The 26,665-nt window shown below is 71.4% G+C and carries 23 protein-coding genes; 6 read left to right on the top strand and 17 right to left on the bottom strand.

All coding sequences use genetic code 11. The features are described 5' to 3' along the window. Positions 1–3: 3 nt before the first annotated feature. Positions 4–891 (top strand): ectoine hydroxylase, encoded by an 888-nt coding sequence (gene thpD, locus LIV37_RS37455; protein WP_020872269.1) that lies wholly within the window; start codon positions 4–6, stop codon positions 889–891. A gap of 102 nt (positions 892–993) precedes the next feature. On the opposite strand, the gene LIV37_RS37450 is transcribed toward thpD, so the two are convergent. Together LIV37_RS37450 and LIV37_RS37445 are read right to left on the bottom strand one after the other, a co-directional pair. After that, positions 994–2,040: an aminotransferase class V-fold PLP-dependent enzyme gene (locus LIV37_RS37450; RefSeq protein WP_020872268.1), complete on the bottom strand. Its 1,047-nt coding sequence runs from the start codon at positions 2,038–2,040 to the stop codon at positions 994–996. A 202-nt stretch (positions 2,041–2,242) separates the two neighbouring features. Continuing rightward, positions 2,243–3,826, bottom strand: coding sequence for an aldehyde dehydrogenase (NADP(+)) (locus tag LIV37_RS37445; protein WP_121824057.1), 1,584 nt, complete (start codon positions 3,824–3,826; stop codon positions 2,243–2,245). 87 nt (positions 3,827–3,913) lie between these two features. Between LIV37_RS37445 and LIV37_RS37440 the strand changes: the two genes are divergently transcribed. From LIV37_RS37440 to LIV37_RS37425, 4 genes are all read left to right on the top strand, one after another. Further along, positions 3,914–4,684: an IclR family transcriptional regulator gene (locus tag LIV37_RS37440; protein WP_020872266.1), complete on the top strand. Its 771-nt coding sequence runs from the start codon at positions 3,914–3,916 to the stop codon at positions 4,682–4,684. Between the two features lie 162 nt (positions 4,685–4,846). Further along, complete coding sequence (locus tag LIV37_RS37435) at positions 4,847–6,112, top strand: sensor histidine kinase (RefSeq protein ID WP_254807134.1); 1,266 nt, start codon at positions 4,847–4,849, stop codon at positions 6,110–6,112. Next, positions 6,109–6,789 carry a response regulator transcription factor gene (locus LIV37_RS37430; protein ID WP_020872264.1) on the top strand — a complete coding sequence of 227 codons (681 nt, stop codon included), beginning with the start codon at positions 6,109–6,111 and terminating at the stop codon, positions 6,787–6,789. Before LIV37_RS37435 ends, LIV37_RS37430 begins: the two co-directional genes overlap by 4 nt. A gap of 70 nt (positions 6,790–6,859) precedes the next feature. Continuing rightward, on the top strand, positions 6,860–7,840 hold the full coding sequence (locus LIV37_RS37425) for an aldo/keto reductase (protein ID WP_020872263.1): 981 nt from the start codon (positions 6,860–6,862) through the stop codon (positions 7,838–7,840). A 49-nt stretch (positions 7,841–7,889) separates the two neighbouring features. Here the strand turns inward: LIV37_RS37425 and LIV37_RS37420 are convergent, their stop codons facing one another. From LIV37_RS37420 to LIV37_RS37355, 14 genes are all read right to left on the bottom strand, one after another. Next, complete coding sequence (locus tag LIV37_RS37420; RefSeq protein WP_020872262.1) at positions 7,890–9,335, bottom strand: NCS2 family permease; 1,446 nt, start codon at positions 9,333–9,335, stop codon at positions 7,890–7,892. Between the two features lie 94 nt (positions 9,336–9,429). After that, positions 9,430–10,650 (bottom strand): right-handed parallel beta-helix repeat-containing protein, encoded by a 1,221-nt coding sequence (locus tag LIV37_RS37415; RefSeq protein WP_121824059.1) that lies wholly within the window; start codon positions 10,648–10,650, stop codon positions 9,430–9,432. 213 nt (positions 10,651–10,863) lie between these two features. Beyond that, a complete protein-coding gene (locus LIV37_RS37410; protein WP_020872260.1) occupies positions 10,864–11,745 on the bottom strand; it encodes a polysaccharide deacetylase family protein in 882 nt (293 codons plus the stop codon). A 130-nt stretch (positions 11,746–11,875) separates the two neighbouring features. Next, on the bottom strand, positions 11,876–13,225 hold the full coding sequence (locus LIV37_RS37405; RefSeq protein ID WP_020872259.1) for an ABC transporter substrate-binding protein: 1,350 nt from the start codon (positions 13,223–13,225) through the stop codon (positions 11,876–11,878). 169 nt (positions 13,226–13,394) lie between these two features. Further along, positions 13,395–14,267 carry a DUF6807 domain-containing protein gene (locus tag LIV37_RS37400; protein WP_020872258.1) on the bottom strand — a complete coding sequence of 291 codons (873 nt, stop codon included), beginning with the start codon at positions 14,265–14,267 and terminating at the stop codon, positions 13,395–13,397. Then, positions 14,264–15,493: a Gfo/Idh/MocA family protein gene (locus tag LIV37_RS37395; RefSeq protein ID WP_020872257.1), complete on the bottom strand. Its 1,230-nt coding sequence runs from the start codon at positions 15,491–15,493 to the stop codon at positions 14,264–14,266. The genes LIV37_RS37400 and LIV37_RS37395 overlap by 4 nt, the downstream gene beginning before the upstream one ends. A 67-nt stretch (positions 15,494–15,560) precedes the next feature. Beyond that, positions 15,561–16,460, bottom strand: coding sequence for a carbohydrate ABC transporter permease (locus LIV37_RS37390; protein WP_020872256.1), 900 nt, complete (start codon positions 16,458–16,460; stop codon positions 15,561–15,563). Then, entirely contained in the window at positions 16,457–17,383 is a 927-nt protein-coding gene (locus LIV37_RS37385; RefSeq protein ID WP_020872255.1) for a carbohydrate ABC transporter permease, read from the bottom strand. The genes LIV37_RS37390 and LIV37_RS37385 overlap by 4 nt, the downstream gene beginning before the upstream one ends. Positions 17,384–17,516: 133 nt before the next feature. Then, a complete protein-coding gene (gene araD / locus LIV37_RS37380) occupies positions 17,517–19,256 on the bottom strand; it encodes an L-arabinonate dehydratase (protein WP_121825045.1) in 1,740 nt (579 codons plus the stop codon). Further along, the gene (locus tag LIV37_RS37375) at positions 19,253–20,155 is read right to left on the bottom strand and encodes a dihydrodipicolinate synthase family protein (protein ID WP_020872253.1); all 903 of its coding nucleotides are present in this window, start codon (positions 20,153–20,155) and stop codon (positions 19,253–19,255) included. Before LIV37_RS37375 ends, araD begins: the two co-directional genes overlap by 4 nt. 115 nt (positions 20,156–20,270) lie before the next feature. Continuing rightward, positions 20,271–20,909, bottom strand: coding sequence for a GntR family transcriptional regulator (locus LIV37_RS37370; protein WP_020872252.1), 639 nt, complete (start codon positions 20,907–20,909; stop codon positions 20,271–20,273). Between the two features lie 85 nt (positions 20,910–20,994). Beyond that, positions 20,995–22,140 carry an MFS transporter gene (locus LIV37_RS37365; protein WP_020872251.1) on the bottom strand — a complete coding sequence of 382 codons (1,146 nt, stop codon included), beginning with the start codon at positions 22,138–22,140 and terminating at the stop codon, positions 20,995–20,997. 142 nt (positions 22,141–22,282) lie between these two features. Further along, positions 22,283–23,482, bottom strand: a complete 1,200-nt coding sequence (locus tag LIV37_RS37360) for a hypothetical protein (protein ID WP_020872250.1) — start codon at positions 23,480–23,482, stop codon at positions 22,283–22,285. Beyond that, complete coding sequence (locus LIV37_RS37355) at positions 23,479–24,456, bottom strand: 5-dehydro-4-deoxyglucarate dehydratase (protein ID WP_020872249.1); 978 nt, start codon at positions 24,454–24,456, stop codon at positions 23,479–23,481. Before LIV37_RS37355 ends, LIV37_RS37360 begins: the two co-directional genes overlap by 4 nt. A 308-nt stretch (positions 24,457–24,764) precedes the next feature. On the opposite strand from LIV37_RS37355, the gene LIV37_RS37350 reads away from it, so the two are divergent. Further along, positions 24,765–25,574, top strand: a complete 810-nt coding sequence (locus LIV37_RS37350; protein WP_020872248.1) for an NAD-dependent epimerase/dehydratase family protein — start codon at positions 24,765–24,767, stop codon at positions 25,572–25,574. Positions 25,575–26,100: 526 nt separating this feature from the next. Here LIV37_RS37350 and LIV37_RS37345 read toward each other — a convergent pair. Continuing rightward, the gene (locus LIV37_RS37345; protein WP_020872247.1) at positions 26,101–26,664 is read right to left on the bottom strand and encodes a cysteine hydrolase family protein; all 564 of its coding nucleotides are present in this window, start codon (positions 26,662–26,664) and stop codon (positions 26,101–26,103) included. Position 26,665: the final 1 nt, after the last annotated feature.

The raw sequence follows: 26,665 nt of genomic DNA, 5'->3' as shown, positions 1-26,665 counted from the left end.
CCGATGACCACGGTCACTGACTTGTACCCGACCCGTGGTGCCGTGGAGGTGGCCACACCGCGCGTGGATCCGGTGGTGTGGTCCGAGCCCGGGGCTTCGGGGCCGCTGCAACCGTCCGAGCTGAGCGATTTCGATCGCGACGGCTTCCTGGCGATCGACCAGCTGATCACTCCGGATGAGGTCGCGGTGTACCGCGCCGAACTGGACCGGCTGGTCACCGACCCGGACGTGCGCGCCGACGAACGCTCGATCATCGAGCCGAAGTCCAGGGACGTACGGTCGGTGTTCGAGGTGCATCGGATCAGCGAGGTCTTCGCGAACCTGGTGCGCGACCCGCGAGTGGTGGGTCGCGCGCGGCAGATCCTGGGCTCGGACGTCTATGTCCACCAGAGCCGGATCAACGTCAAGCCGGGTTTCGGGGCCTCGGGCTTCTACTGGCACTCGGACTTCGAGACCTGGCACGCCGAGGACGGGCTGCCGAACATGCGGACCGTGTCGGTCTCGATCGCCCTGACCGAGAACTTCGACACCAACGGCGGCCTGATGATCATGCCGGGCTCGCACCGCACCTTCCTCGGCTGTGAAGGCGCCACGCCGAAGGACAACTACAAGCGGTCGCTGCAGATGCAGGACGCCGGCATCCCGTCGGACGAGGCCCTCACCGGCTTCGCCGACAAGCACGGCATCAAGCTGTTCACCGGCCTGGCCGGGTCGGCGACGTGGTTCGACTGCAATTGCATGCACGGGTCCGGCGACAACATCACGCCGTACTCCCGCAGCAATGTGTTCATCGTGTTCAACAGCGTGGAGAACACGGCGGTCGAGCCGTTCGCCGCACCGGTCCCCCGGCCGGAGTTCATCGGCGCGCGGGACTTCACGCCCGTACGGTGATGACCGCCGTGCGATGACGTGACGTCCGTGATCTGAGGGAAGCCGGAGTATCCCGGCTTCCCTCAGATTTTTGCGCCGCGCCTCCCCCGTACCGGGACCTGCTCAGCCGGAGAGCCGCTCCAGCAGCCGGTCCACATCGGCCACGGTGTTGTACAGGTGGAAGGAGGCGCGGAGGTTGCCGGCCCGCGCCGAGACATGCACCTGGGCCTCCGCCAGCCGGGGCGCGGCGTCGCCCAGGCCCGGTACGGAGACGATGGCCGAGCCCGGGGCGGCCACGGGCTGGTGGCCGAGCGCGACGACCCCGTCCCGGAAGCGGTCGGCGAGCGCGCGGTCGTGCGCGGCGATGGCCTCGGTGCCCAGTTCCTCGATCAACCCGAGTGAATGCCGGGCCGCGACGTACGCGTACACGCTCGGGCTCTCGTCGAAGCGCCGTGCGGAGTGGGCGAGTTCCGCCACCGGGCCGTAGCAGCTGTCCCAGGGCTTCTCGCCCGCGACCCAGCCCGCGAAGACGGGGGTGAGTTCGCCGAGGTCCTCGGGCACGGTCAGGAAGGCGGCCCCGCGCGGGCACATCAGCCACTTGTAGGCCACGCAGACCGTGTAGTCGGCCTCGGCGGCGTTCACCGGGAACCAGCCCGCCGCCTGGCTGATGTCGACCAGCGTGCGGGCCCCGTGGGTCCGGGCGGCCTCCCGGATGGCGGCGAGGTCGGCGATCCGCCCGTCCGCCGACTGGACCGCGCTCACGGCCACCAGCGCGGTACCGGGCCGCACCGCCTCCGCGATCTCCTCCAGCGGCACGATGCGCAGCTTGAGGTCGCCGCGCACGGCGAAGGGGTTGACCAGGGAGCTGAAGTCGCCGTCGGCCACCAGGACTTCGGCCCCGGGCGGCAGCGAGGTCGCGATCATCCCCGCGTACACGGCGACCGAACTGCCAGCCGCGACGCGCCGGGCCGGTACGCCGACGAGCCGGGCGTAGGCGGCGCGGCTCGCCTCGACCGCCTCGAAGGACACGTCGGCGATGGGCTGTCCGGCGGCCGAGCCGTCGAGGACCGCCTTCACGGCGGCCGCGGAGCGTGCGGGGATCAGACCGCTGGACGCGGTGGTGAGATACGTCGTGTGTGGCGCGAATTCGGCGCCCGCCAGGCTCTCCATGTCCACCCACTATGGGACGGGCGCACCCCGGCGTCCATCGCGTTTCTGTGTCGGATGCCTTCAAGCGATCCTTATACATACCCGCTGACCAGCGGCGATTCCGATGGTTTGGGCGGCGCCCGGGTGAAGGCCGACATGAATCGGCCGCCGGACGCGCGGGTCAGATCCGCGGGTCCGGCGGCCGAGCCGTCGTTCCGGAGGGTCAGCCGCGCTGCTCCCGGACGCCGTTGATCCGCCGCGGCAGCTCCAGCGGGTTCTCGTCGCGCAGCTCCGGCGGCAGCAGGGCGGCCGGGGTGTCCTGGTACGCGACCGGCCGCAGCCAGCGCTCGACGGCGGTGCCGCCGACCGAGGTGGAGGTGGAGGTGGTGGCCGGGTAGGGGCCGCCGTGGTGCTGGGCCGGGGCGACCGCGACACCGGTCGGCCAGCCGTTGACCAGGACCCGGCCGGCCAGCGGGGTGAGCTCGGCGATCAGCTCACCGGCCCGGCCCTCGGTGCCCTCGCCCTCGGCGGCGGAGAGGTGGACGGTGGCGGTGAGGTTGCCCGGGAGCCGCCCGAGCACCGCGCTGATCTCGTCGTCGCTCTCGTAGCGCGCCACGACGGTCACCGGGCCGAAGCACTCCTCCAGCAGCACATCGTGCGGGCCGCCCTCGGCGAGCCGCCGTGCCGGGACGGTCAGGAAGCCCGCGCTGACCGTGTGCTCACCGCCGGATCCCGGGGTGACCGGGGCCTCCACGTCCGCCAGTTCGACGCGCTCCTTGATCCCGGCGACGAAGTTGTCCCGCATCCGGTGGTCGAGCAGGACCCCGGCGTCGGTGTTGCTGACCGCGTCGGTGAGGGACTTCAGCAGGCCGTCGCCCGCCGGGCCGGCCGGGGCCAGCACAAAGCCGGGCTTGGTGCAGAACTGGCCGACGCCCAGCGTCATGGAGCCCGCGAGCCCCGCGCCGATCTGGTCGCCGCGCTCGCCTGCCGCGGCCTCGGTGACCACGACCGGGTTGAGGCTGCCCAGTTCGCCGTGGAAGGGGATCGGCACCGGCCGGGAGGCCGCCGCGTCGTGCAGGGCGCGGCCTCCGCGGACCGAGCCGGTGAACCCGGCGGCGGCGATCAGCGGATGCTTGACCAGCTCAAGACCCGCGTCGAAGCCGTGCACCACCGCGATCACATCGGCGGGCACCCCGACCCGCTCGGCGGCGCGGCGCAGCGCGGAGGCGGCCACCTCGGAGGTGGCGGGGTGGTCGGGGTGGGCCTTGACGATCACCGGGCAGCCCGCGGCGAGGGCGCTCGCGGTGTCCCCGCCGGGCACGGAGAAGGCGAGCGGGAAGTTGCTGGCGGCGTAGACGGCGACGACGCCGAGCGGGAGCTTGTAGCGGCGCAGATCGGGCCAGGGCGGGGTCTGGGTGGCGTCGGCGTGGTCGATGCGGACGTCGAGGAAGGCGCCCTCGTCCACGATGGTCGCGAACGACCGCAGCTGGTAGGTGGTGCGGGCGAGTTCGCCGGTGAGCCGGGCGGGGCCGAGGGCGGTCTCCGCGTCGGCGGCCTCGACCAGCTGGTCACGGGCCTCGTCGAGCAGATCGGCGGCGGTGCGCAGCAGGGCGGCGCGCACCGCGCGGTCGGCCAGGGAGCCGCGCGCGGCGTGGGCCGCGCGCACCACGCGGTCGACCTCCTCCGCCGTGGCTTCGACCGCTACCTGCTCGCGCTGCTTTCCGGTTCGGGGGTCGACGCTCCACACTGGTGCTGACACCGCGGATTCCTCCTGCTGTGGTGTTACCGCTGCTTGCGTCACACACATCGACGGTGTTCGATATGCTGAACGCTGTCCCGGGTGATGAATTTCCCCTCGGGACTCTATGGCTGGTCGAACAGAGGGGTCAAGGCGATGTCAGCTGCCGAGACAGGCGGGGCCCAGGTCAAATCGGCAGTCCGCACGGTCGAACTGCTGGAGTTCTTCGCCGGGCGGCCCGGGATGCACAGCCTCGCCGCGGTCCAGGAGGCCGTGGGCTATCCCAAGTCGAGCCTCTACATGCTGCTGCGCACCCTGGTGGAGCTCGGGTGGGTGGAGACGGACGCCACCGGCACCCGCTACGGGATCGGGGTGCGCGCCCTCCTCGTCGGCACCTCCTACATCGACGGCGACGAGGTCGTGGCCGCCGCCCGCCCCACCCTGGACCGGCTCTCGGACGACACCACCGAGACCATCCACCTCGCCCGGCTCGACGGCACCAATGTCGTCTATCTCGCCACCCGGCAGTCGCAGCACTATCTGCGCCCCTTCACCCGCGTCGGCCGTCGGCTGCCCGCCCACTCCACCTCGCTGGGCAAGGCGCTGCTGGCCACGTACTCCGACGAGCAGGTGCGCAAGCTGCTGCCGGAGACGCTGAGCCAGCTCACCGAGCACACCATCACCGACCGCGAGAAGCTGATCGAGGAGCTGCACCTCATCCGGGAGCAGGGGTACGCGGTGGACCGCGAGGAGAACACCCTGGGCCTGCGCTGCTTCGGCATCGCCATCCCGTACCGCACCCCCTCGCGCGACGCCATCAGCTGCTCGGTGCCGGTGGCCCGGCTCACCCCCACCCATGAGCAGATGATCAAGGACGCCCTGTTCGACGCCCGGGACCGGCTCACCCTCGCGACGCGCCGCCTCTGACCCACGGGAGGAGGGCCCCTCCGCCGCGCGGGGGAGGGGGGATCGTCGGTCGGGGGGACGCGCCGCGCCCGCCGCGCCGGAAGGCTGGTGGCCATGGCCCTGACCCGCCCCGGCACCCGCGAATCTGACCTACGCTGTGCGGATGACCGTCGGATTGCCCCGGTGACCGGGGCTTGGTGGCGGCGGGCGGTCCGGGCGGTGGTCGGCCGCCGGGTCCAGCTGCGCTGGGTCCATCTGGTGCTCGGCGGCGCCCTGCTGATGCCGTACTACCTGCTGACCACCGTGGTCTTCGCGATGCTGGCCCATGGTGCCCATCCCTTCACCTCCCTGCCCCGGCAGCTGGGCACCTTCGCCTCGGCCGTGCCGCTGGCCGCGCCGACCGCGCTCCTGCCGCTGGTACGCCCCTTGGAGGCCACCGCCGCGCGCTCGCTGTGCGGGCTGCCGGAGTCCGCGGAGCTCGCGGCCGGGCCCGCCGGTTCATGGGACGCGCGCGCCCGCACCGCGCTCTGGTACGCGCTGCACCTGGCCATCGGCGGGCTGGTCAGCGGGGTCTTCCTGTCCCTGCTGCCCGCCTCGGCGCTGCTGGTCGCGCTGCCGTTCACCGACGATTCGTACGCCGACGGGCTGGGCTGGCCGGACGCGTTCGGCTCGACCCCCACCGCGCTGGCACCCCTGGCCGGGGTGGCGCTGCTGGCCATTCTCATGGGCATCGCCGCGGCCGCCGGGGCGCTGCTGGCCCGCTGTGCGCCCGCGCTGCTCGGCCCGGCCCCCGCCGAGCGGCTCGCCGCCGCCGAGCGGCGGGCCGCCCGGCTGGCCTCCCGCAACCGGCTCGCCCGTGAGCTGCACGACTCGGTCGGCCATGCGCTGAGTGCGGTGACCCTCCAGGCGAGCGCGGCCCGTAAGGTCCTCGACTCCGATCCGGACTTCGCCCGGGAGGCGCTGGCGGCCATCGAGGAGACCACCCGGGACGCCGTCGGCGAACTCGACAGCGTGCTGGGCCTGTTACGGGAAGGGGAGGCCGCCCCGGCCCCCCCCCCCTCCCCCCCCCTGATGGACCTGGACGGGCTGCTCGCCCGCACCCGGGCCGCGGGCGTCGCCGTCGAGCTGACGGCCCCGGGCACGCTGGACCGGCTGCCGCCCGTGGTCTCCCGCGAGGCGTACCGCATCGTCCAGGAAGGGCTCAGCAACGCGCTGCGCCACGCGGGCCGGGTGCCGGTGCGGCTCCGGATCGCCGAGGAGCAAAAGAAGGTGGAGATCACGATGGAGAACCCGGTGGACGGAACCCCCCGGGCACGGACCGCCGGCGGCGGCCGCGGGCTGCGCGGCATCACCGAGCGGGTCACCCTGCTGCGCGGCACCTGCGCCTGGGACACCGTGGACGGCGTCTGGCGGCTCACGGTCCGGCTCCCGGTGGAGGCGTCCCGGTGAGCACCCCGCCGTCCCCCTTGCGCATCGTGCTCGTCGACGACGAGCGGATGGTGCGCACCGCACTGCGCGCGATCCTCTCCAGCGAGCCGGACCTGGAGGTCGTGGGCGAGGCCGGAAGCGGCGCCGAGGCCGTGCCGGTGGTCCGTGACCTGCGCCCGGACGTGGTGCTGATGGACGTCCGGATGCCCGAGGTGGACGGCATCCGCGCCACCGAGCGGATCCTGGGCACCGTGCCGGACCCGCCGCGCGTCATCGTGGTGACGACGTTCGAGAACGACAGCTATGTGTACGACGCGCTGCGCGCCGGGGCCAGCGGCTTCCTGCTCAAGCGGGCCCGCGCGGCGGAGCTGGTGCAGGCGGTGCGGGTGGTGGCGCGCAGCGATTCGCTGCTGTTCCCGGCCGCGGTGCGGGCGCTGGCCGCCGAGCACGCCGCCGCCCGTGGCCCGGACCGCGAGGCGACGGCGCGGGTGCTGCGCGAGCGGCTCTCCGAGCGGGAGGCCGTGGTGCTGCGGCTGATGACCGACGGGCTGTCCAACTCCGAGATCGCGGCCCGGATGGCGGTGGGCCCGGCCACCGTCAAGACGCATGTGGGGGCGGTGCTCACCAAGCTGGGGGTGCGGGACCGCACCCAGGCGGTGATCGCCGCGTACGAGAGCGGCTTCGTCACACCGGGCTGACATCCGGCGGCCGGGGTGGTCTGCTGTGACGGGTCGGCCGCACGGGCGGACGAGCAGGAGGAGCAGACGCATGGAGTACGTACGGCTGGGCGCGTCGGGCGTCAAGGTGTCGCGGATCTGCCTGGGCATGATGAGCTACGGCAACCCCGAGCACCGGCCCTGGCAGCTGGACATCGACGACGCGCGGCCGATCGTGCGGCGCGCGGCCGAGGAGGGGGTGACCTTCTTCGACACCGCCGACATGTACTCGGTGGGCCGCAGCGAGGAGATCACCGGCGAGCTGCTGCGGGAGCTCTTCCCCAGCCGCGACGACTACGTCCTGGCCACGAAGGTCTACAACCCGATGGGCGAGGGCCCCAACGACCGCGGGCTTTCCCGCAAGCACATCATGGCGGGCATCGACGCCTCGCTGCGGCGGCTGGGCACCGACCACGTGGATCTCTACCAGATCCACCGCTTCGACCACGAGACACCGCTCGAGGAGACGATGGAGGCGCTGCACGATGTGGTGCGGGCCGGAAAGGCCCGGTACATCGGCGCGTCCTCCATGTACGCCTGGCAGTTCGCCAAGGCCCAGCACATCGCCGAGGCGCACGGCTGGACCCGGTTCGTCTCCATGCAGAACCACTACAACCTGCTCTACCGCGAGGAGGAGCGGGAGATGAACCCGCTCTGCCTGGACCAGGGCGTGGGCGTCATCCCCTGGAGCCCGCTGGCGCGCGGGCTGCTGGCGGGCACCCGCGACCGGGACCGCACCGGGCAGACCGTCCGGGCGGGCAGCGATCCGCTGGTGGAGAGGTGGTACGCGGACGCGGACTTCTCCATCGTGGACGCCACCCGCGCGATCGCCGAGGAGCGCGGGGTGTCCCCGGCGCAGGTCGCGCTGGCTTGGCTGCTCAGCAGGCCCGCGGTCACCGCGCCGATCGTCGGGGCCACGAAGACCCACCATCTGGAGGACGCGGTGGCGGCGGTCGGGCTGACGCTCGACGAGAAGGAGGTGGCCCGCCTGGAGGCCCCCTACCGCCCGCGCCCCATCATGGGCCACAGCTGACGGGGCGGGGCGGCTTCCGGGGCGGGCTCCGGGACGGAGGCGTCGCGGCTCAGGTGAGCAGTTGCTCGAGGGGATCGATCGCGAAGTAGACCACGAACAGCGCGGCCGTCCCCCACAGCAGCCAGTGCACCTCCCGCACCTTGCCCAGCACCGTCTTGATCACCACATAGGAGATGAACCCGGCGCCGATCCCGTTGGAGATGGAGTAGCTGAACGGCATCAGCGCGATGGTGAGGAACGCCGGGACGGCGATGTCGATCCGCTCCCAGTCGATGGACCGCACCTGGCTCATCAGCAGGAAGCCCACCGCGATCAGCGCCGGGGCGGCGGCCTGGGCGGGCACCACGGTGGCCAGCGGGGTCAGGAAGAGCGCGAGCCCGAACAGCGCTCCGGTGACCACGCTGGCGAACCCGGTGCGCGCGCCCTCGCCGACCCCGGCCGCGGACTCGATGTAGCTGGTGTTGGATGACGCGGACGCGGCGCCGCCGAGGGCGGCCGCCGCACCGTCGATCAGCAGCACCCGCCCCAGCCCCGGCACCCTGCCCTCGGCGTCCAGCAGCCCGGCCTCGTTGCTCACCCCGACGACCGTGCCCATGGTGTCGAAGAAGTCGGACAGGATGAGGGTGAAGACCAGCAGGACGATGGTGACCACACCGACCTGCTGGAATGCCCCGAAGAGGCTGAAGGAGCCGAGCAGCCCGAAGTCCGGGGTGTCGACGACGCTGTCGGGGAGGGTGGGCACGGTCAGCCCCCACGCCTCCGGCCGGATGTCGGCGATCTCGTTGATGACGATCGCGAGCACGGTCGAGACGACGATGCTGATCAGCAGGGCGCCCTTGGCCTTGCGTGCCATCAGCGCGATGGTCAGCAGCACCCCCACGCAGAAGACCAGCACCGGCCAGCCGCTGAGCCGCCCGTCCGAGCCCAGTTGCACGGGCGTGGAGCCGGTGGGGCCAGGGATGCGGGAGACGAACCCGGCGTCGACGAAGCCGATGAAGGCGATGAACAGCCCGATCCCCACGCTGATGGCCTGCTTCAGCGCTTGCGGGATGGCGTGCATCACCGCCTCGCGCAGCCCGGTCATCACCAGCGCGCAGATGATCAGGCCCTCCAGGACCACCAGACCCATGGCGTCGGCCCAGCTCATCTGCGGGGCGATCTGGAAGGCGACGACCGCGTTGAGCCCGAGGCCCGCGGCGAGGGCGAGCGGCAGATTGCCGCCGATGCCCATGAGGACGGTCATCACGGCGGCCACCAGGGCGGTGGCGGTGGCGAGTTGGGTGCCGGAGAGCTGCTCGCCGAACTTGTCCTTCGCCCCGCCCAGGATGATCGGGTTCAGGACGAGGATGTACGCCATCGTGAAGAAGGTGGCGAACCCGCCCCGGACCTCCCGGCCGAGGGTGGAGCCCCGCTCGGATATCCGGAAGTAGCGGTCGAGCAGGGGGAGTCCGTGCGGTGGTGGGGCCGGGGCCTTGTCCGTGATCTGTCTCGCCATGGTCGCGCTCCTCGGGGGACGGCGGGCGGGTCGGCGGCGTGCCGGATCAGGGGATTGTGCCCGCCAGGAGCGCGATGCAGGTTTTCCCGGGGTTTCAGTTCATCGGCGAACCGATCTCGGTGCGGTCCATGACCACGAGGAAGGCGGTGAGCGGCAGCGAGCCGTTCGGCCGCCGGGGTCCGAGGGCCGTGGTGGGGTCGGTGGTGACCAGCGGCGGGGTGGCCCGGCGGCCCGGCGCCCAGTTGTTGTCCCGGGAGACGGCGAGGAGGCCGGTGTCGGCGCTGCCGCGGCCGTTGGAGAGCGCGAGGTTGCGGGTCAGCCGGGCGCGGGAGCCGGCGACGGCGTAGCCCTTGCCCCAGTTGTCGAAGGAGGTGGTGCGCTGGAGCCGGAGGGCCCCGGTGTTGCCGCCCGCGTCGAAGCCGCTCTTGGTGTTGGCCCAGGCGGCGGAGGACCGTACGAGATGGGCGGGCGAGGGGGCGCCACGGCGGTCGGCGCCGAGCTGGAAGCCGCTGCCGTCGCCCTTGAAGTAGGGGATGTGCCAGCGGTTCCGGCCGTTTCCGAAGGCCCAGGAGTGCTCGATGGTGACGGGGCTCGCCCACATCCACAGATCGAGGCCGTCGTCGCTGTTGTGGAACAGCCGGGATCCGGTGACCACGTTGCCCGAGCCGGAGCCGTGGGTGATGGCTATGCCGTCGGCCCGCTGACCGCCGGTGGCGTCGTCGTGGTTGGCGTAGGAGTCGAGGTTCCGGATGACGTTGCCGTTGGTGTCGTCGCCGCGGAGGGTGAGTCCGGTGTCACCGTTGCCGTGGGTGCTCAGGTCCTGGAAGACGTTGCGCGCGCAGGAGGTGCAGACCAGGCCGCCGCCCGGGGCGTTGCGCAGTTCGATCCCCGAGACCGTCCAGTAGTCGGCGGTGAGGGAGACCAGGGAGGAGCCCCGGCCCAGCCGGGAGCCGTCGAGCCGGACCTTCTCGGCCCGGTACGACCGCAGTTGGACGCGCTCGCGGGGGGTGCCGCTGATGGAGCTGCGCAGGGTCCTGGAGGGGTAGTAGGTGCCGCCGCGGACCTCGATGGTGGTGCCCGCCTTGGCGGTGGAGAACGCCTTCTCCAGGCTTCGGTAGGGGGACTTGAGGGTGCCGGTGTTGCCGTCGCTGCCGTTGGTGGCCACGTACAGGGTGGTGGGCACGGCGCTCGCGCCCTCCGGCGAAGCCGTCAGATACACCCCGGCCACGGCCGACGCCACGATCACGGCGCTGCCCAACGGCAGCGTGCGATCCTTGCGACGGCGGTGACGGCCCCGTTTGCGTCTCAGCCTCATGGCAACTCCTGTTCCGCGTCGAGAGAACGGGCCGGAGGATCCGGACCGGCCCGCTCCATGTCGTAGTTGCCGCCACTCCAGATTAGGTTGCCGGGCTCCCGAGGATTCTTAGATTACGAAATCCCGATCGCATCGCGATAGCTTGCGACAACACTTGATCATTTTGTGGCCGAGGATGTTCGAACGCGACGGAGATCGTGTCGGTCTGTTGCCTCATGGGCGATAGACCTTGCCCGCTTCCGGGACCGCCGGGGCCATCAGCTGGGAGACCGTCACCACCGTGTAGCCCTCCTTCTTCAGCTTCGCCAGTATCCCCGGCACGGCCGGCACCGTGCCCTTGTAGATGTCGTGCAGCAGGATGATCCCGTCGCGCTTCGTCTGCTCCAGCACCCGCTTCTCGATCAGCGCGGAGTCGTTCGTCTGGTAGTCCTTCGCCGTCACGCTCCACAGCACCTGCGCCACGCCCAGCTCACGGCAGATCTTGGAGACCCGCTCGTCGGTACGCCCCTGCGGCGGGCGCATCAGCAGCGGCGTACGGCCGGTGAGCTTCTTGACGGCGGTCTGGACCCGGGTGATCTCCGTGCGGACCTCGTCGGAGTCGGTCTTGGTCAGGATCTTGTGCGACCAGGTGTGGTTGGCCAGTTCATGCCCCTCGTCGGCGATACGGCGCACCAGGTCCGGGTGGCGGTCGATGTGCTTCCTGCCGAGCATGAAGAAGGTCGCGTGGACCTTCTCGTGCTTGAGGATCTTCAGCAGCCGGGGCGTGTTGCCGCTGGGGCCCGCGTCGAAGGTGAGAGCGACGCATTTGGCGACGGCGCAGTCGACGGAGCCGTCCGCCCCGTTCTCGCCGTTCGCCCCGCTCTTGTCGTCCGCCCCGCTCTTGTCGTCCGCCCCGTTCGCCCCGTCGCCCTTCTTCAGCACGTCCGGCTTGGAGGCGGCCGGTGTCGAGTGGTCGGCGTCCGACGCCGCGTGCTCCCGGGCGCTGCGCGGCGAGGTGGTGTCGTACGACGCGCCGCAGCCGCTGAGGCCCAGCGTCAGGCAGACGGCGCCGACGAGGCTGACGCACAGACCGGATATTCGACCTTTTCGCCCCATTGATGTCCCCGAAGTCCTCTTGTGGTCAGTAAGTGGTCGCCATGCCTCCAACGTCCGCCCAAAAACGTAAAGTTGGCAGCACAGATTGCGAGCACTATACACCGCAGGTATACATGGAGTTCATAGAAGGCTAGCTCTGGTGCTTCTTCCAGTCCGCCTGTGCCGCGTTGAGCTCCTTCGCGACCTTGTCGCAGAACGCCTTGGCGGTCATCTTGCCGAGCAGCACCTTCTGGAAGCTGGGCTCGTTGTCGGCCTTGCTGATGTTGTTCCAGTCCGGGAGGTAGTACGGCAGCTGGACGACCCTGGTCCGCGGATCGTTGAGCGACTCCAGCGCGGCCTTGGTCGGCGGGGCCTTCGCGATCCAGTCGTCGTCCGCGGCGCCGACGTTGGCGGGGATCGCGCCGACGTCCTCGTTCCAGAGGCTGTTCATCTCCGGGGAGGCCGCGAACTCGATGAACTTCCAGGCCGCCGCCTTGTTCTTGCTCGCCTTGAACAGCCCGAGGCCGTCGACCGGGTTGGAGACGATGGTGCGCGCCGCGCCCTGCCGGGACGGCGGCAGCGGTATGCCCGCGATCTTGTCCTTGCCGAGCAGCCGCACGTGGTCCACATAGCTGCCGAGGTTGTGCTGGAGCATCCCGATGTCGCCCTGGTCGAACTGGGCGACCATCTTGGCGAAGTCGTTGTTGAGGTCCGCGGCGGGGGTGACCTTCTTGAAGAGGGCGATGTACTTCTCGAGCGCCGCGACGTTCTTCGGGTCGTTGAGGGTGGTCCTGTCCCCGCCCTCGCCGTTCCAGAAGGACGAGATGCCGGACTGGGCGTACATCATGTCCAGCGCCTGGGCGATCGAGCCCGCGCCGCCACGCAGGGTGAAGCCGAACTTGTTCCGGCCCTTGTCGGTCAGCTCATCGGCGGCCTTGTAGAAGTTGTCCCAGCTGTCGGGCGCGGGCAGCTTCGCCGCCTTGAAGAGGTCGGTGCGGTACCAGAGGGTGCCCTGGTTGGCGGAGGTCGGGACGGAGTACAGCTCCTTGTCGTCACCTCCGGCCGCGCGGACGCTCTCGACCATGTTCTTGATCAGCTTGCCCTTGAGGGCGCTGTCGCCGATGCGGTCGGTGACGGGGTCGAGGGCGCGCTGGGCCACCAGATTGGCCAGATACGCGGTGCCCACGCCGCCGACGTCGGGCAGGCTGTCGCCGCCGCTCTGGATGGCGGTGTCGTACTTCGACTGCACGTTGGCGATCGGGATCGGGACGTACTTGACCGTGATGTCGGGGTACTTGTCCTCGAACTTGGCGATGATCTGCTTCCAGATCTTGGTGCGGGGGCCGCCGTTGTTGTCCCAGAAGGTGATGGTGCCCTTGCCGGAGCCCTCCTCGCCGGAGGTTGAGCCGTCGTCTCCGCACGCTGTGGCTGTCAGGGCGAGAGTTAGGACTGCGGCCAGGGCGGCTGCGGTGCGGGGTGCTCTGCGGGTGCGTGGGTTCATGGGTGTACGTCCGTCTCCTTTGTGGGTTTGCTTGCGGGTGGTGGTCGTTGGGGTCGCGCCGTTGTGGCTGGGGTCCGTGGCCGGGTGCGGGTCGTCGTGCCCACCCGTTCCGCCCGGGGGCACCTCCCAGCGGTAGCTGGGGGAGGAACGATTGCCCACAACTAGGTGCTTATACGGCCGCCCCTTTGTCTGAGAGGTGGGCTGCCAGGCGGGCTGCGGTGGGGTGGGTCAGGCGGGTGTCGGCTATCGCTGTGACTATTCGGCGGGTCACTGTGTCGGCGGGGGCTATGGGCAGGGGGTGCTGCCAGGTGAGGGCCGAGCCGACGCCCGGGTGGTCGCCGGTGCGGACCCACCACGGGTCGGCCCGGGTGTCGCCGGTCGCGCCGACGAAGACCAGCGTCCAGTCGTCGGTGGCCAGCGCCAGCCAGTCCGCGGGCCGTCCGTGCGCCGCCGCCTCGCCCTCGCCGTCCGCGCTGAAGACGTGCGCGGGCTCGGGGCGCCGGGGGACGCGCCAGAAGAAGCCGCCCGCGTGGCCCGCCCCGCCGAGGGCGATCTCCTCGCCCGTCACATTGGTGAGGGCCGAGGTGAAGTCCAGCGCCCAGCACTCGGTTCCGAGGGACCGTACGGCCACCGTGCGCCGCTCCAGCAGCAGTTGCCGCCCACCGGCCGTCCACGACAGCTCTTCCACGAATCCGTCGGGGTCGCGCAGCAGCCAGCTGAGGTGGCGCTGGCTGCCGTGGTGATCCCGTCGGCCGGGACCGCCCCGGAAGTCCCATCCGGCCACCTCCGGGATGGCCATGGACACCCCCGGGCGGGCCGGGTCCTCGGTGGGCCGCAGCCCGGTGACGGTGACACCGCCGAGGGTGCGCACGGGGTGCAGATAGGGGCGCGGCGCGGCCGGGCCGGGCATTTCGGGGCGGTGCACATACGTCCCGACGACCCGGTGTTCATGGCGCAGCAGGGTGCACGGGGGACGGCGGGTGAGGGAGGGAGTGAGCGGGTTGGAGGGGGTCAGGGGGCTGGAGGGGGTCAGGGGTGTCATGGGTGCGGGACCTCCGTGGGGGGAGCGGCCCAGGGGGCGCGCAGTTCGGAGTAGAGGGCGAGGCGCTCGGCGCCGGCGGTGACCAGTCGGTCGATGCCGGTCACCACGCGCCGCTCGGCCGCTCGCGCGGTGACGCCCGCACCGGGCTCGGTGCGCCAGGCGTCGGCGGGCAGCTGGACCGGTGCGGGGGCGGTGCGGACCGCCTCGACCACGCGCATGAACGCGCCGGTGCGGTCCGGGGGAACGAGCAGTTCGGTGCCGTCGCGGAGATGCGCGACGAGGTTGTCCAGCAGATCGGTGCGCGCGTGGCCGGTGGTCTCGGGCGGCGCTCCGTCGCGTTCGATACGGACCCGGTCGAGCTTGTACCAGAAGGTGATCCGGCCCCGGTCGCCGTGGACGGCCACATAGGGCTCACCGGGTTCCTCCGCGCACAGGGTGACGGCGGCGGCCACGGTGGTGCCGTGGGTGGTGCGGATCCGTACGCAGGAGGTGTCGTCGGCCTCGATGGCGTTGGCCCGGTACAGCTCCAGTTCGATTCCGGCCACGTCCTCGGCCCGGTCGGCGTCGGCGAGGTGCAGGGCGGTGGAGACGGCATGGGCGAGGGGGTTGGTGAGGACGCCGTCCACGACGTCACGGCCGTCGAGGGTGCGGTGTCCGGCCCAGGGGGCGCGGGTGTAGTAGTCCTCGTCGCGAGCCCATGCTCCGGCCGCGCCGATGCCGCGGACCGCCCCTATGCGGCCGTCGGCGACGAGCTTCCGGATGACGGGCAGGGCATGGGAGCCGAGCGACTGGAAGCCGATCTGGCAGGCGGTTCCATATCCGCGTAGTCCTTCGCTCAACCGGGTGAATTCGGCGTACGAGGGTGTGGGCGGCTTCTCCAGCAGAAGGTGCGCACCGCGCTCGGCGGCGGCGAGGGCGAGGTCGGCGTGGGTGTGGATCGGGGTGCAGATGATCGCGATCCGGGCGCCGCTCCGGCTCACGAGCGCGGCGAGGTCGGCGGACTGCTCGGGCTCGCCGAGCCCGTCGCCCAGCTCCTCCCGGGTGAGCGGCGCGAGTTCGCACACCCCGGCCAGCCGGACCTTTCCCTCGGCGGTCAGCCGCCGGATGTTGTCCAGATGCCGGCGCCCATGCCCGCGGGCGCCCGCGAGGACGACCGGTATCGGCTCCGTCGGTTCCTGGGGCTCTGTCGGTTCCTTCAGTTCCTTCGGTTCCGGGGCCGTGCCCATGCTCGGACCTCCTTGTCCGGCTCGTTCGCGAATGCTCGTTCCGCCGACCCAACGGGTCAGGTTGCGGTCAGCCCTTGACCGCCCCCGCGCTGAAGCCGGTGATCAGCCACTTCTGGATGAAGGCGAAGACGATGACGACGGGCACCGCGGCGATCACCCCGCCCGCCGCGAGCGCGCCCAGGTCGACGCTGTCCGCCCCGATGAGGGTGTTCAGGCCGACCGGAATCGTCTGCTTGTCCTGGGAGCTGAGGAACATCAGCGCGAACAGGAAGTGGTTCCAGCTGTGCACGAAGGCGAAGGAGCCGACCGCGATCAGCCCCGGGCGCAGCAGCGGCAGCACCACCGCGCAGAAGGCCCGGAAGCGGCCGCAGCCGTCGACCCACGCCTGCTCCTCGAGCGACACCGGCACGTTCTTGATGAAGCCGCTGATGAGGATGATCGACAGGGGCAGCTGGAAGACCGTCTCCGCGATGACCACGCTCCCCAGCGAGTTGATCATCTGCAGGTTCTTGAAGATCTCGAAGAGCGGCACCAGCATCAGCGCGCCCGGGATGAACTGCGAGGCCAGCAGCGCCAGCATGAAGCCCTTTTTGATACGGAAGTCGAAGCGGGCGAGGGCATAGCCCCCGGCCAGCGCGACCGCCGTCGTCATCACCAGGGAGGCGACGCCGACGATCATGCTGTTCTGGAAGAAGATCCCGAAGCTGCGCTCGTTCCAGACCTTCTGGAAGTGCTCACCGGTGATCGGCCAGGGCACCAGCGCGTTCGAGCCCGCGGGGCGCAGCGCGAACAGCAGCATCCAGTAGAAGGGGACGAGGGTGAACAGCAGATACAGGCCCAGCGGCAGATAGATCTGCCAGCGCGGCACGCCCTGGTCGGATCCGCGTCGGCGCCTCCCGCGGGCGGTGGGCGGCGGGGTGGCCGCGGCGGCGGGCAGGGTGCCCTGCTCGGCGAGTGCGGCGGTCACTTGGTCTCGCCTCCGAACTTGCTCAGGCGCAGATAGAGGATCGAGCAGAAGAGGAGGATCACGAAGGCGACGGTGGTCAGCGCGGATGCGTAGCCGAAGTCATGGCCGTTGATCCCGGTGTTGGCGACGTACAGCGGAAGGGTGGTGGTCTGCCCGGCCGGTCCGCCGCCGGTGAGGGTGTAGAGCAGATCGACGTTGTTGAACTCCCAGACCCCGCGCAGCAGCGTGGAGAGGACGATCGCGTCCTTCAGATGCGGCAGGGTGATGTGGAGGAACCGCCGCGTCCGGCCCGCGCCGTCGACCGAGGCCGCCTCGTAGAGGTCCCTGGGGATGGACTGGAGGTCGGCGAGGAGGAGGATCGCGAAGAACGGGACGCCGCGCCACAGTTCGGCGACGACGGCGGCCCAGAAGACGGTCCCGGTGTCCGAGAGCACCGAGGTGCCGTACGTGCCGATCCCCGCGTCCGCGAGATAGCGGCTGATGCCGGTCGAGGGGTTGTAGAGCAGCATCCAGATGGTGGTGGTCAGCACCCCGGACACGGCCCACGGCGAGAAGACCAGGGCGCGGGCGAGGCCGCGGCCGAGGAAGGTCTGGTTCACCAGCAGGGCGAGCGCGAGGCCGAGCAGGAGCTGCAGCAGTACCTCGGTGACGACCCATTTGCCGCTGAAGACGAGCGTGTCCCAGAACTGTGGGTCGTCGGTGAGGATCCGGGTGAAGTTGTCCAGGCCCGCGTAGCCGTTCCGCCAGGGCTTGGTGACGTTGTAGTTCCGCAGGCTGTAGTAGAGGACGCTGAGCATCGGATAGGCGATGAAGCCCAGCATCAGCAGTCCGGCGGGGGCGATCAGCAGATACGGGAGGCGGCGGGCCGGTCCTCCCGTACGGCGCCGGGTGACCCGGGGTGGTTTCGCCACGGCGTGGGCCATGACTGCTTCTCCGTTCTCAGAGGTGCGGGGCGGGCGGTCTCGGAGGGGCAGGGTCTGGTGAAGCGCTTCCGTGAAGCGCTTACCGAATGTCGTTCGGAATCTCGTACAAAATTTTTCGCGCTGGGAGGTCGCGTCAGCCCGCGTAGGGTTCGGGCACCGCCCCGGGGCGGGCCAGGAAGCGGAAGTCGCAGCCGGTGTCGGCCTGGGTCATCTGCTCCTGGTAGAGCGCGCCGTAGCCGCGCTCGTAGCGGGGCGCCGGGGCCGTCCACCGTGCCCGGCGCCGTTCCAGCTCGGCGTCCTCCACCTCCAGCCGCAGCACCCGCGCCGCGACGTCGAGGGTGATCGGATCGCCGTCGTGGACGAGGGCGAGTGGGCCCCCCACATACGACTCGGGCGCGATGTGCAGCACACAGGCCCCGTAACTGGTGCCGCTCATCCGGGCGTCGGAGATCCGCACCATGTCCCGCACCCCCTGCTTCAGCAGATGGTCGGGGATCGGCAGCATGCCGTACTCGGGCATTCCGGGGCCGCCCAGCGGACCCGCGTTGCGCAGCACCAGCACACTGTCCTCGGTGATGCCGAGACCGGGGTCGTCGATGGTGGCCTGCATCGCCCTGTAGTCGTCGAAGACCACGGCGGGGCCGGTGTGTTTCAGCAGCCGGGGCTCGGCCGCGATGTGCTTGATGACCGCGCCGTCGGGGCACAGGTTGCCGCGCAGCACCGCCACTCCGCCCTCCTCGGCCAGCGGGCGGTCGCGGTCCCTGATCACCTCGGGGTTGTGCACCATGGCGCCGGCGAGCTGTTCGCGCAGTGTGGGGTGGCCGACGGTGGGGCGGTCCAGGTGCAGGACGTCCGTCAGCCGGGAGAGGAAGCCCGGGAGCCCGCCCGCGAAGTGGAAGTCCTCCATCAAGTACCGGCCACCGGGCCGCAGATCGGCCAGCACGGGGACGGTACGGGCGATCCGGTCGAAGTCGTCGAGGGTGAGCCGCACCCCGGACCGGCCCGCCATGGCGATCAGATGGATCACCGCGTTGGTGGAACCGCCGAGGGCCAGCACGGTCGCGACCGCGTCCTCGTACGCCTCCCTGGTGAGGAGTTCCGAGAGCCTGAGGTCCTGTCGGACCAGCTCGACCACGCGTAACCCGGAGGCGGCCGCCATCCGGTCGTGCCCGGAGTCCACGGCCGGGATGGACGAGGCGCCGGGCACGGTCACGCCCAGCGCCTCGGCGGCGGCCGTCAGCGTGGAGGCGGTGCCCATCGTCATGCAGTGGCCGGGCGAACGGGCCAGTCCCCGCTCCAGCTCGGAGATCTCGCAGTCGCCGATCAGCCCGGCCCGCTTGTCGTCCCAGTACTTCCACATGTCGGTGCCCGAACCCAGCACCTCGTCGCGCCAGTGCCCCGGCAGCATCGGCCCGGCCGGCACGAAGACCGCCGGGAGGTCGGCGCTGGCCGCGCCCATCAGCAGCGCCGGGGTGGACTTGTCGCAGCCGCCCAGCAGCACGGCGCCGTCGACCGGGTACGAGCGGAGCAGTTCCTCCGTCTCCATGGCGAGAAGGTTGCGGTAGAGCATGGGGGTGGGCTTCTGGAAGGTCTCGGAGAGCGTGGAGACCGGGAACTCCAGCGGGAAGCCGCCCGCCTGCCAGACCCCGCGCTTGACCGCCTGGGCGCGGTCGCGCAGGTGCACATGGCAGGGGTTGATGTCGCTCCAGGTGTTGAGGATCGCGATGACCGGCTTGCCCAGGTGCTCCTCGGGGAGATAGCCGAGCTGGCGGGTGCGGGCCCGGTGGCTGAAGGAGCGCAGGCCGTCGGTGCCGTACCACTGGTGGCTGCGCAGCTCGTCGGGGCGCTTGCGCGCGCTCCGTTGCGTACTCACACCGACCACCCCTCGACGATCGCGGCGACTTCCGCGCGCCTCGGCTCGGGCAGCGGCTTGCTCGGGGCGCGGACGTCGCGCCGGCACAGACCCATCGCGGCAAGCGCTTCCTTGACCACCGTGACGTTGTTGGCGGACTGCCGCTCGGCCCTGAGGTCCTCGAACCGCCGGATCTGCTCCCAGACCTTCATCGCGCCCGGGTAGTCACCCGCGCGCAGCGCGCCCAGCATGTTGAGCGAGACGTTGGGGGCCACGTTGACCAGGCCCGAGGTGAAGCCGGTGGCGCCGACCGCCCAGTACGAGGGCGCGTACAGCTCGGCGAGCCCGGCCACCCACACGAACCGGTCCAGCCCGGCGTCGCGCGCCACGGCGGCGAAGCGGGTGGCGTCATGGACCGCGTACTTGACCCCGATGACATTGGGGCACGCCTCGCCGAGCCGGGCGATCGCCGCGCCCTCGATGAGCGGATTGCGCAGATACGGCACCACGCCCAGCTCGGGGACGGCCTCCGCGATGGTGCGGTGGTAGTCGATCCAGCCGTCCTGGGCGACGTACGGATGCACCGGCTGATGGACCATCACCATGTCGGCCCCGGCCGCGCGGGCGTGCCGGGCGGCCTCGACCGCGGTGGCCGCGTCATGGCCGACCCCGACGAGGACGGCGGCCCGCCCGGCGGCCTCCTCGACGGTCAGCTCGGTGACCAGCCGCCGCTCTTCGAGGGTGAGGGCGTAGAACTCCCCCGTGTTGCCGTTCGGGGTGACGGCCTTGACCCCGCCGTCGAGGAGCCGGCGGAGCAGGGCCCGGTAGGCGGCGCGGTCCACGGCGCCCTCGGCGTCGTACGGGGTCACCGGGATCGCCACGACGTCCGCGAGCGCCGTCCTCAGCGGTGAGTACTCCATACGAACCCTTTCTCTCGATGTCCGGCATCGGGACGAGCTGTTCGGATGGTGCTGAGTGCTGGGTGCTGGGTGCTGAGTGCTGAGTGCTGGGGTCGGCGGCCGGGGCCGCCGGGTGCTACTCCCCGTCCGGAAAGGCGCGCCGGACGAAGGAGGCGATGTGCTCGTGCAGTGCGCGGGCCGCCCCGTCGGCGTCGCCGTCGAGCGCGCGGGCCAGGATCTCCCGGTGTTCACGGGCCTCCTGCTCCCAGGAGGGCACCGCCTGCCAGGCGATGGCGGACACCAGCGCGGCCTGGTCGCGCAGTTCGTCGAGCATCCGGGTCAGCAGGGGGTTGCCGCAGGGCAGATAGAGCGCCCGGTGGAAGTCGCGGTTGGCGAGCGACCGCCCGGCCGGATCGGCCGCCGCGTCCGACCGCTCCAGCGCGGCCCCGGCGTCCTCAAGACCGGCCCGCGCGGCCACGGTCCGGCGCAGCGCCTCGGGCTCCAGGAGCAGCCGCACATCGTAGACGGCGTGCGCCATCGCGGTGTCCACGGTCCTGACCGTGGCCCCCTTGTACTCGCTCATCACCACGAGCCCCCGCCCCGCGAGCGTCTTGAGCGCCTCCCGCACCGGCGTCTTGGACACCCCGAACTGCGCGGCCAGCTCGGCCTCCACCAACGCCTGCCCGGGCCGCAGCCCCCCGGTGAGAATCGCGCGCTTGACCGCCTCCAGCACGTACTGGGTGCGGGAGGGGATCGGGCTCGGGGCGATGTCCATGGATGCTCTCAGATCTCACATATCGCGTCTCATATATGACATACCAAGTACGACGCGATGAAATTAGGGCGGCCCCAGGGGTTCGTCAACGGTTCTGACAAAAACTGGCCGAGGGGAGGGCGGGTTCGCGCAGGGGGCGGAGGAGGAGGCAGCCGAGGGCGGGGAGGGCTATCAGAGGGGCCAGGGCGGTTTGGAGGGTGGTGGCGTCGGCCAGGGCGCCGATGAGGGGGCTGGCCAGGCCGCCTACGCTGACGGTCAGGCCCAGGGTGACCCCGCTGGCGGTGCCCACACGGCGGGGCAGGTAGTCCTGGCCGAGGGTGACGTGCAGGGAGAACGGCACATAGAGCCCGGCCGAGGCCAGGGCCACGCAGAGGTAGAGCGCCGGGCCGGGGACGAGGACGACGCCCGCGACGGCGAGGACGGTCAGGCCGTAGGACCACTGGACGACCGGGACGCGGCCGTGGCGGGCGGCGAGTCCGCCGCCGGCCACCGTGCCCACCGCGCCGCCGGCGTAGAGCACGAACAGGGCGGCGGTACCGGCCAGTTCGCCTCCGCCCGCGCGCTCGCGCACGTACAGGGAAATGAACGCGCTCAGCCCGACGAAGACGATCGAGCGGCACATGATGGCGCCGGACAGCCGGAGGAAGGAGGGCCAGTCGTCCCGTCCCTCTCCCCCGCGGCTCGCCCGCGCGGGCCCGGCCACCGCGCCCGGGGCCCTGAGCGCCCGTAGCGCGGCCGCGCACAGGGCGGCTCCGGCGACGGCGGGGACGGCCAGCAGCGGGGAGGCCCGCAGACCGCCGGTGGCGATGACGGTGGCGACCGCGAGCGGCGCGGCGGCGAAGCCGATGTTGCCGCCGAGGGAGAACCAGCTCATCGCGGTGTGGCTGCCCCGGCTGGCGAGCCGGGCCAACCGGGCGGATTCGGGGTGGTACGCGGCGACGCCGATGCCCGAGACGGCGACCACCGCCAGGGTCGCCGCATAGGAGCCGGTGACCCCGCTCAGCGCCACACCCGCCCCGCCCACCAGCGTGCTCACCGGCAGCAGCCACGGCATGGCCCAACGGTCGGTGAGCGCCCCGAACAGCGGCTGTACGACGGACGACAGCAGCGAGGCGGCCAGTACGACGCCGGAGGCGGCGGCGTAGCCGTAGGCCCGTTCCGAGACGAGGAACGGCACCAGCGCGGCCACCGCTCCCTGGTAGATGTCCACGCAGGCGTGTCCCAGGGACATCAGCGCGATGGGCCTGCGGGGTGAGGGGGTCCGTTTCGTCGACACCCTTTGATCGTGGCGATGCCACCGGGTGTCGCGCTTCCGATAATCCGCCGGGCCGTCCCGGAAACCCGCCAGCGGGCGGCGGGTCCCCGAGCTCGGCTCAGCTCAGCTCGGCCAGGGCCGTGCGGACGGCCGCCAGGTCCTGGTCCGAGGCCAGACCGGCGTGGTAGAGACGGAGCTCGTCCGCGCCCAGCTCCACCGCGTGGGCCGCGTCCCGGGCCAGCGTCGCCGGGCTGCCGCCCATCCCCGCCACCACCGTGAAGTTGGCGGCGAGCACGGTCCGTTCGGTCCGGTACGGGACGAACGGCGGCAGGACCCCGGAGCGCGCTGCCTCGCCCCCCGTGCACGGCAGTACGACCCCGTCGGCCTGGGCCAGCACATCGGCCGGGTCCACGCCCACGTTGGCGCCGAGCCGGTGCGGGGCCGGGTCGGCGTGCAGCAGGACCTGGAAGTCCTCGTCCGCCGCGGCCCTTACGGCGGCCACGGCCTCGCCCCGCAGACCGCTCGCGATCCGGTCGCGCCAGGCCGCGAAGAGCGCGGCGTGGTCGGCGCCGAGCAGCTTCTCGACCTCGGCCCACTCCCCCGCGCGGTCACCGCCGTCCGCGGTGGTCTCGCCCGCCCACACCGGCCGCAGGGCGCGCACGACGAGTTCGCGCAGCTCCTCGGGGTCGGCGCCCAGCCCGGCGTAGCCCGCCTCGCAGCTCTCGCAGAAGCACAGCGACATCAAGTACTGGCCGGCGCCGCCCAGCGGCACCCCGCCGATCTTGTCGTGGGCGTGCAGATGGGCGAGTCCGTACCAGCCGCAGGACTCCAGCTCGGTGCCGCGGGCTCCGGGCCGTACGGCGGCTTCGGCGGCCAGGTCCACCAGATAGGCGCGCACCTCGGGGCGTGCGACGCACGGCGCCCAGGGGTAACGGTCGCCATAGGCGTTGCGCACGGTGATCCGCGGATGCTCGTCGCCCAGCCGGGTGTTGTGCGCGAGCACCACCCAGGTGTGGACCTCGAGACCGGCGTCGGCCAGCGCGGCGGCCGCCGCCCCGTACGGATCGTCGCCGGGCACCCACGACTGCTCGTACGGCCGCAGCTCGCGCCCCTGCCAGCGCTCCGCGCTCGGCGGGTAGAGCACGGCCGCGTGGCGGGCGGTGACGATGCGGTGGCCGGGGTGGCGCGGGGTCAGGGCCCGGGTGGAGTGGTAGGCGGAGGCCAGTGTCACCTGCTGGACGCCGAGGTCGGCGATGCGGTGCGCGGCGTCCGGGTCCCCGACGACGTCCCAGGGGTAGACGAAGGCGGAAGCCTTCACCGCGCCTCCCCGTCCCCGTTCCCGTCCTTGTCCGCGTCCCCGTCCGCGTCCCCGACCAGCGCCATACCGCGCTCGATCAGCTCGGCCAGCTCCTTGACGTGGGCGGGGCTGGGCTCGCTCAGCGGCGGCCGCACCTCGCCGACGTCCAGCCCGCGCAGCCGGACCCCGGCCTTGACCAGCGACACCGCATAGCCGCGGCCCTGGTTGCGGAGCTCGACCAGCGGCCGGTAGAAGCCGTCCAGCAGCTTGTTGGCGGTCTCGTCGTCGCCCGTCATGAGCGCCTTGTGGAAGGCGAGGGCGACTTCGGGGACGAAGCAGAAGACGGCGGAGGAGTAGAGCGTCACGCCGATGCCGCGGTAGGCGAGGCCGGTCAGCTCGGCGGTCGGCAGCCCGTTGAAGTAGCGGAACCCCTCGTCGGGGGCGTCGGCCCGCACCGCGCTCACGACGCGCTGCATCAGGTCGAGGTCGCCGATGCCGTCCTTGAGGCCGATGATGCCGGGCACCTTGGCGAGCCGGGCCACGGAGTCCGGGGCCAGGACGGCGTTGTCCCGCTGGTAGACGATGATGTCGAGGCCGGTCGCGCCCGCGAGGGCGCTGTAGTGGCGGATCAGCCCTTCCTGATCGGCCACGACCAGATACGGCGGCATGGCGAGCAGCCCGTCCGCACCGGCCCGCTCGGCCAGCTTGGCGTACTGGATCGCCAGCGCGGTCCCGTATCCGGCGCCCGCGACCACCGGCACCCGCCCGGCGGCCTCCTCCACGGCGACCGCGACGCAGTCGTGGAACTCCTCGGGCGTCAGGGCGTGGAACTCGCCCGTGCCGCAGCACGCGAAGACGGCGCCCGCCCCCGCCTCGATCCCGGCGCGGATGTGCGCGCGGTAGATCTCCAGGTCCAGGGCGCCATCGGGACCGTAGGCGGTCACGGGGAAGAACAGCAGTCCGTCAAGGCGCTCGGCGAGTGAAGCTGAGGTCACGGGCTTCTCCCTGTCGTGTACACCGACCCGCCGTCACCCACCGACGCCGTGTGCACGTTTCTGATCGTCATCTACATTCGTGAACAGGTTCACCGTAAGGCAGCCATCGGCCGCCGGTCAAGGGCGCCAACCGGGTGACGCCACTCACCCGACGGTGAATTCGCCGACATCGCGCCGCCCTTGACGGCCCATGCGCCGATCCTTACGGTGTCCATGAATCTGAACCACATACATGAACAAAAACCACATACGCAATAGCCCCCTTCGCGATAACCCCATAACGCGATACCCCCGGAGGAGATCCGCCCATGCCCGCTCCCCGCACCGTCCTCCTCACCGGCGCCGCCGGCGGCATGGGCACCTTGATGCGCGAGCTGCTGCCGCCGTACGGATACCAGCTGCGGCTGCTCGACCAACTCCCCATCGAGGGCGAGCCGGACGCGATCACCGCGGATCTGTCCGACCGGGACGCCCTGCGCGAGGCCGTGCGGGGCGTTGACGCGATCATCCATCTCGCGGGTATCTCCCTGGAAGCCCCGTTCGAGAAGATCCTGCGGGCCAATATCGAGGGCACGTACAACGTGTACGAGGCGGCGCGCGAGGCGGGGGTCCGCCGGATCGTCTTCGCCTCCAGCAACCATGTCGTGGGCTTCACCCCGCGCCCGGTGGGGGACGACCCGCTCGTCCCCCTCGACGCCCCGCGCCGCCCCGACACCTACTACGGGGTGTCGAAGGCGTTCGGCGAGGACCTGGCCGCGTTCTACTGGGAAAAGCACGGCGTCGAGACGGTCGCCATCCGCATCGGCTCCTGCTTCCCCGAGCCGACGACGGTCCGCATGCTGTCCATCTGGATGAGCCCGGCGGACGGCGCCCGGCTGCTCCACGCCGCCCTTACGGCGGAGAACGTGGGCTGTACGACGGTCTACGGCAGCTCGGCCAACACCCGCCTGTGGTGGGACCTCTCCTCGGCCCGGGCCCTGGGGTACGAGCCGAGGGACGACTCCGAGCCGTACGCCGCGAAGCTGATCGCCGAACAGGGCGAACTGGAGCCGGGCAACCCCGAGCACGAGTACCTCGGCGGCGCGTTCTGCACCAACCCGCCCATCTGGCCGCGTTGAGGTTTCCGGGTCGGGCCGGCCACTGTGCGCATGGGCGCCGCTTACCGAAGCGGGGTGGCTTTTTGAGCATGGGTCCGGAGGTGGGGGGCGAGGCGCCGCCGCCGACCGCCGGGCCGGTGGGGTGTTGGAGCCGTGGCGGCTCGGCGACGCGGCAGAAGCGTCCGAATCCGGAGTGCGGACCGGCGGGGACCCGGGCCTCTCCGGATACCCCTGCAAAAAACGCTTGATCTGAAGCAACTAATTTGTCAAGCAATTCGGCGAGGGGTACCCCACCACGGGGCCATCCGGAAGCCGGTCCGGCCCCGATCCCCCATCGCCCCGCCAGCCCGGCAACGACCCTGGCCCCCGAGCACGGACGCCGCCGCCGGGCCCCGCCCCCACCGGCCCGGCGCCCGGCGACGAGGGCCGGGCCCCCACCCACCGACCCATGCTCAAATGCGCCGAAGGCGCGAAACGGCGCCGCACCCGACCTGGCCGGGCAACCCGAGTGTCGGCCCGGAGCAGGATGCCTCAGCCCCAAAGCCGCTCAGCCCGCTGCCTTGACCCACTCCTCCACCGTCATGAGCTCGGCCTGCGACGGAAACACCTTCTCGATGAGCAGCCGGTGGACCTCCGGGTCCGGGTCGTAGCAGGCGTCGGACAGCACCGTGAGCCGGAAGTCGAGGTCGGCGGCCTGGCGCAGGGTGGACAGGACGACGCCGCTGGTCGCGACGCCGGTCAGGACGAGATGGGTGATGTCGCCTGACCGCAGTACCACGTCCAGGTCACTGCCGGCGAACGCGCTGACCCGCCGCTTGGTGACCACGACCTCGTCCGGCCGGGGCGCCACACCGGCGTGGATGGCGATCTTGGGGTCGTCCTCGGTGTAGAGACCCGGCGGCAGGGAGCCGACGATCTTGTTGCGGGCCGAGCCCTCGGGACGGCCGGAGCGGAAGCCGATGGCGACGTACACGACGGGGATTCCTGCGTTGCGGGCCGCGTCGGCCGCGCGGCTCACGCGGGGCACATAGTCCGGGTCCTGGACGCGGGCCACGATGCCCTCCTGGACGTCCATCACGAGCAGAGCCGTCTTGTTCGCGTTCATGTTCATG

Origin of the sequence: Streptomyces rapamycinicus NRRL 5491, assembly GCF_024298965.1 — a bacterium.
GTDB classification, from domain to species: Bacteria; Actinomycetota; Actinomycetes; order Streptomycetales; family Streptomycetaceae; genus Streptomyces; species Streptomyces rapamycinicus.
The sequence above is the reverse complement of the archived record's forward strand: the minus strand, read 5'-3'. Positions and strand labels throughout refer to the sequence as shown.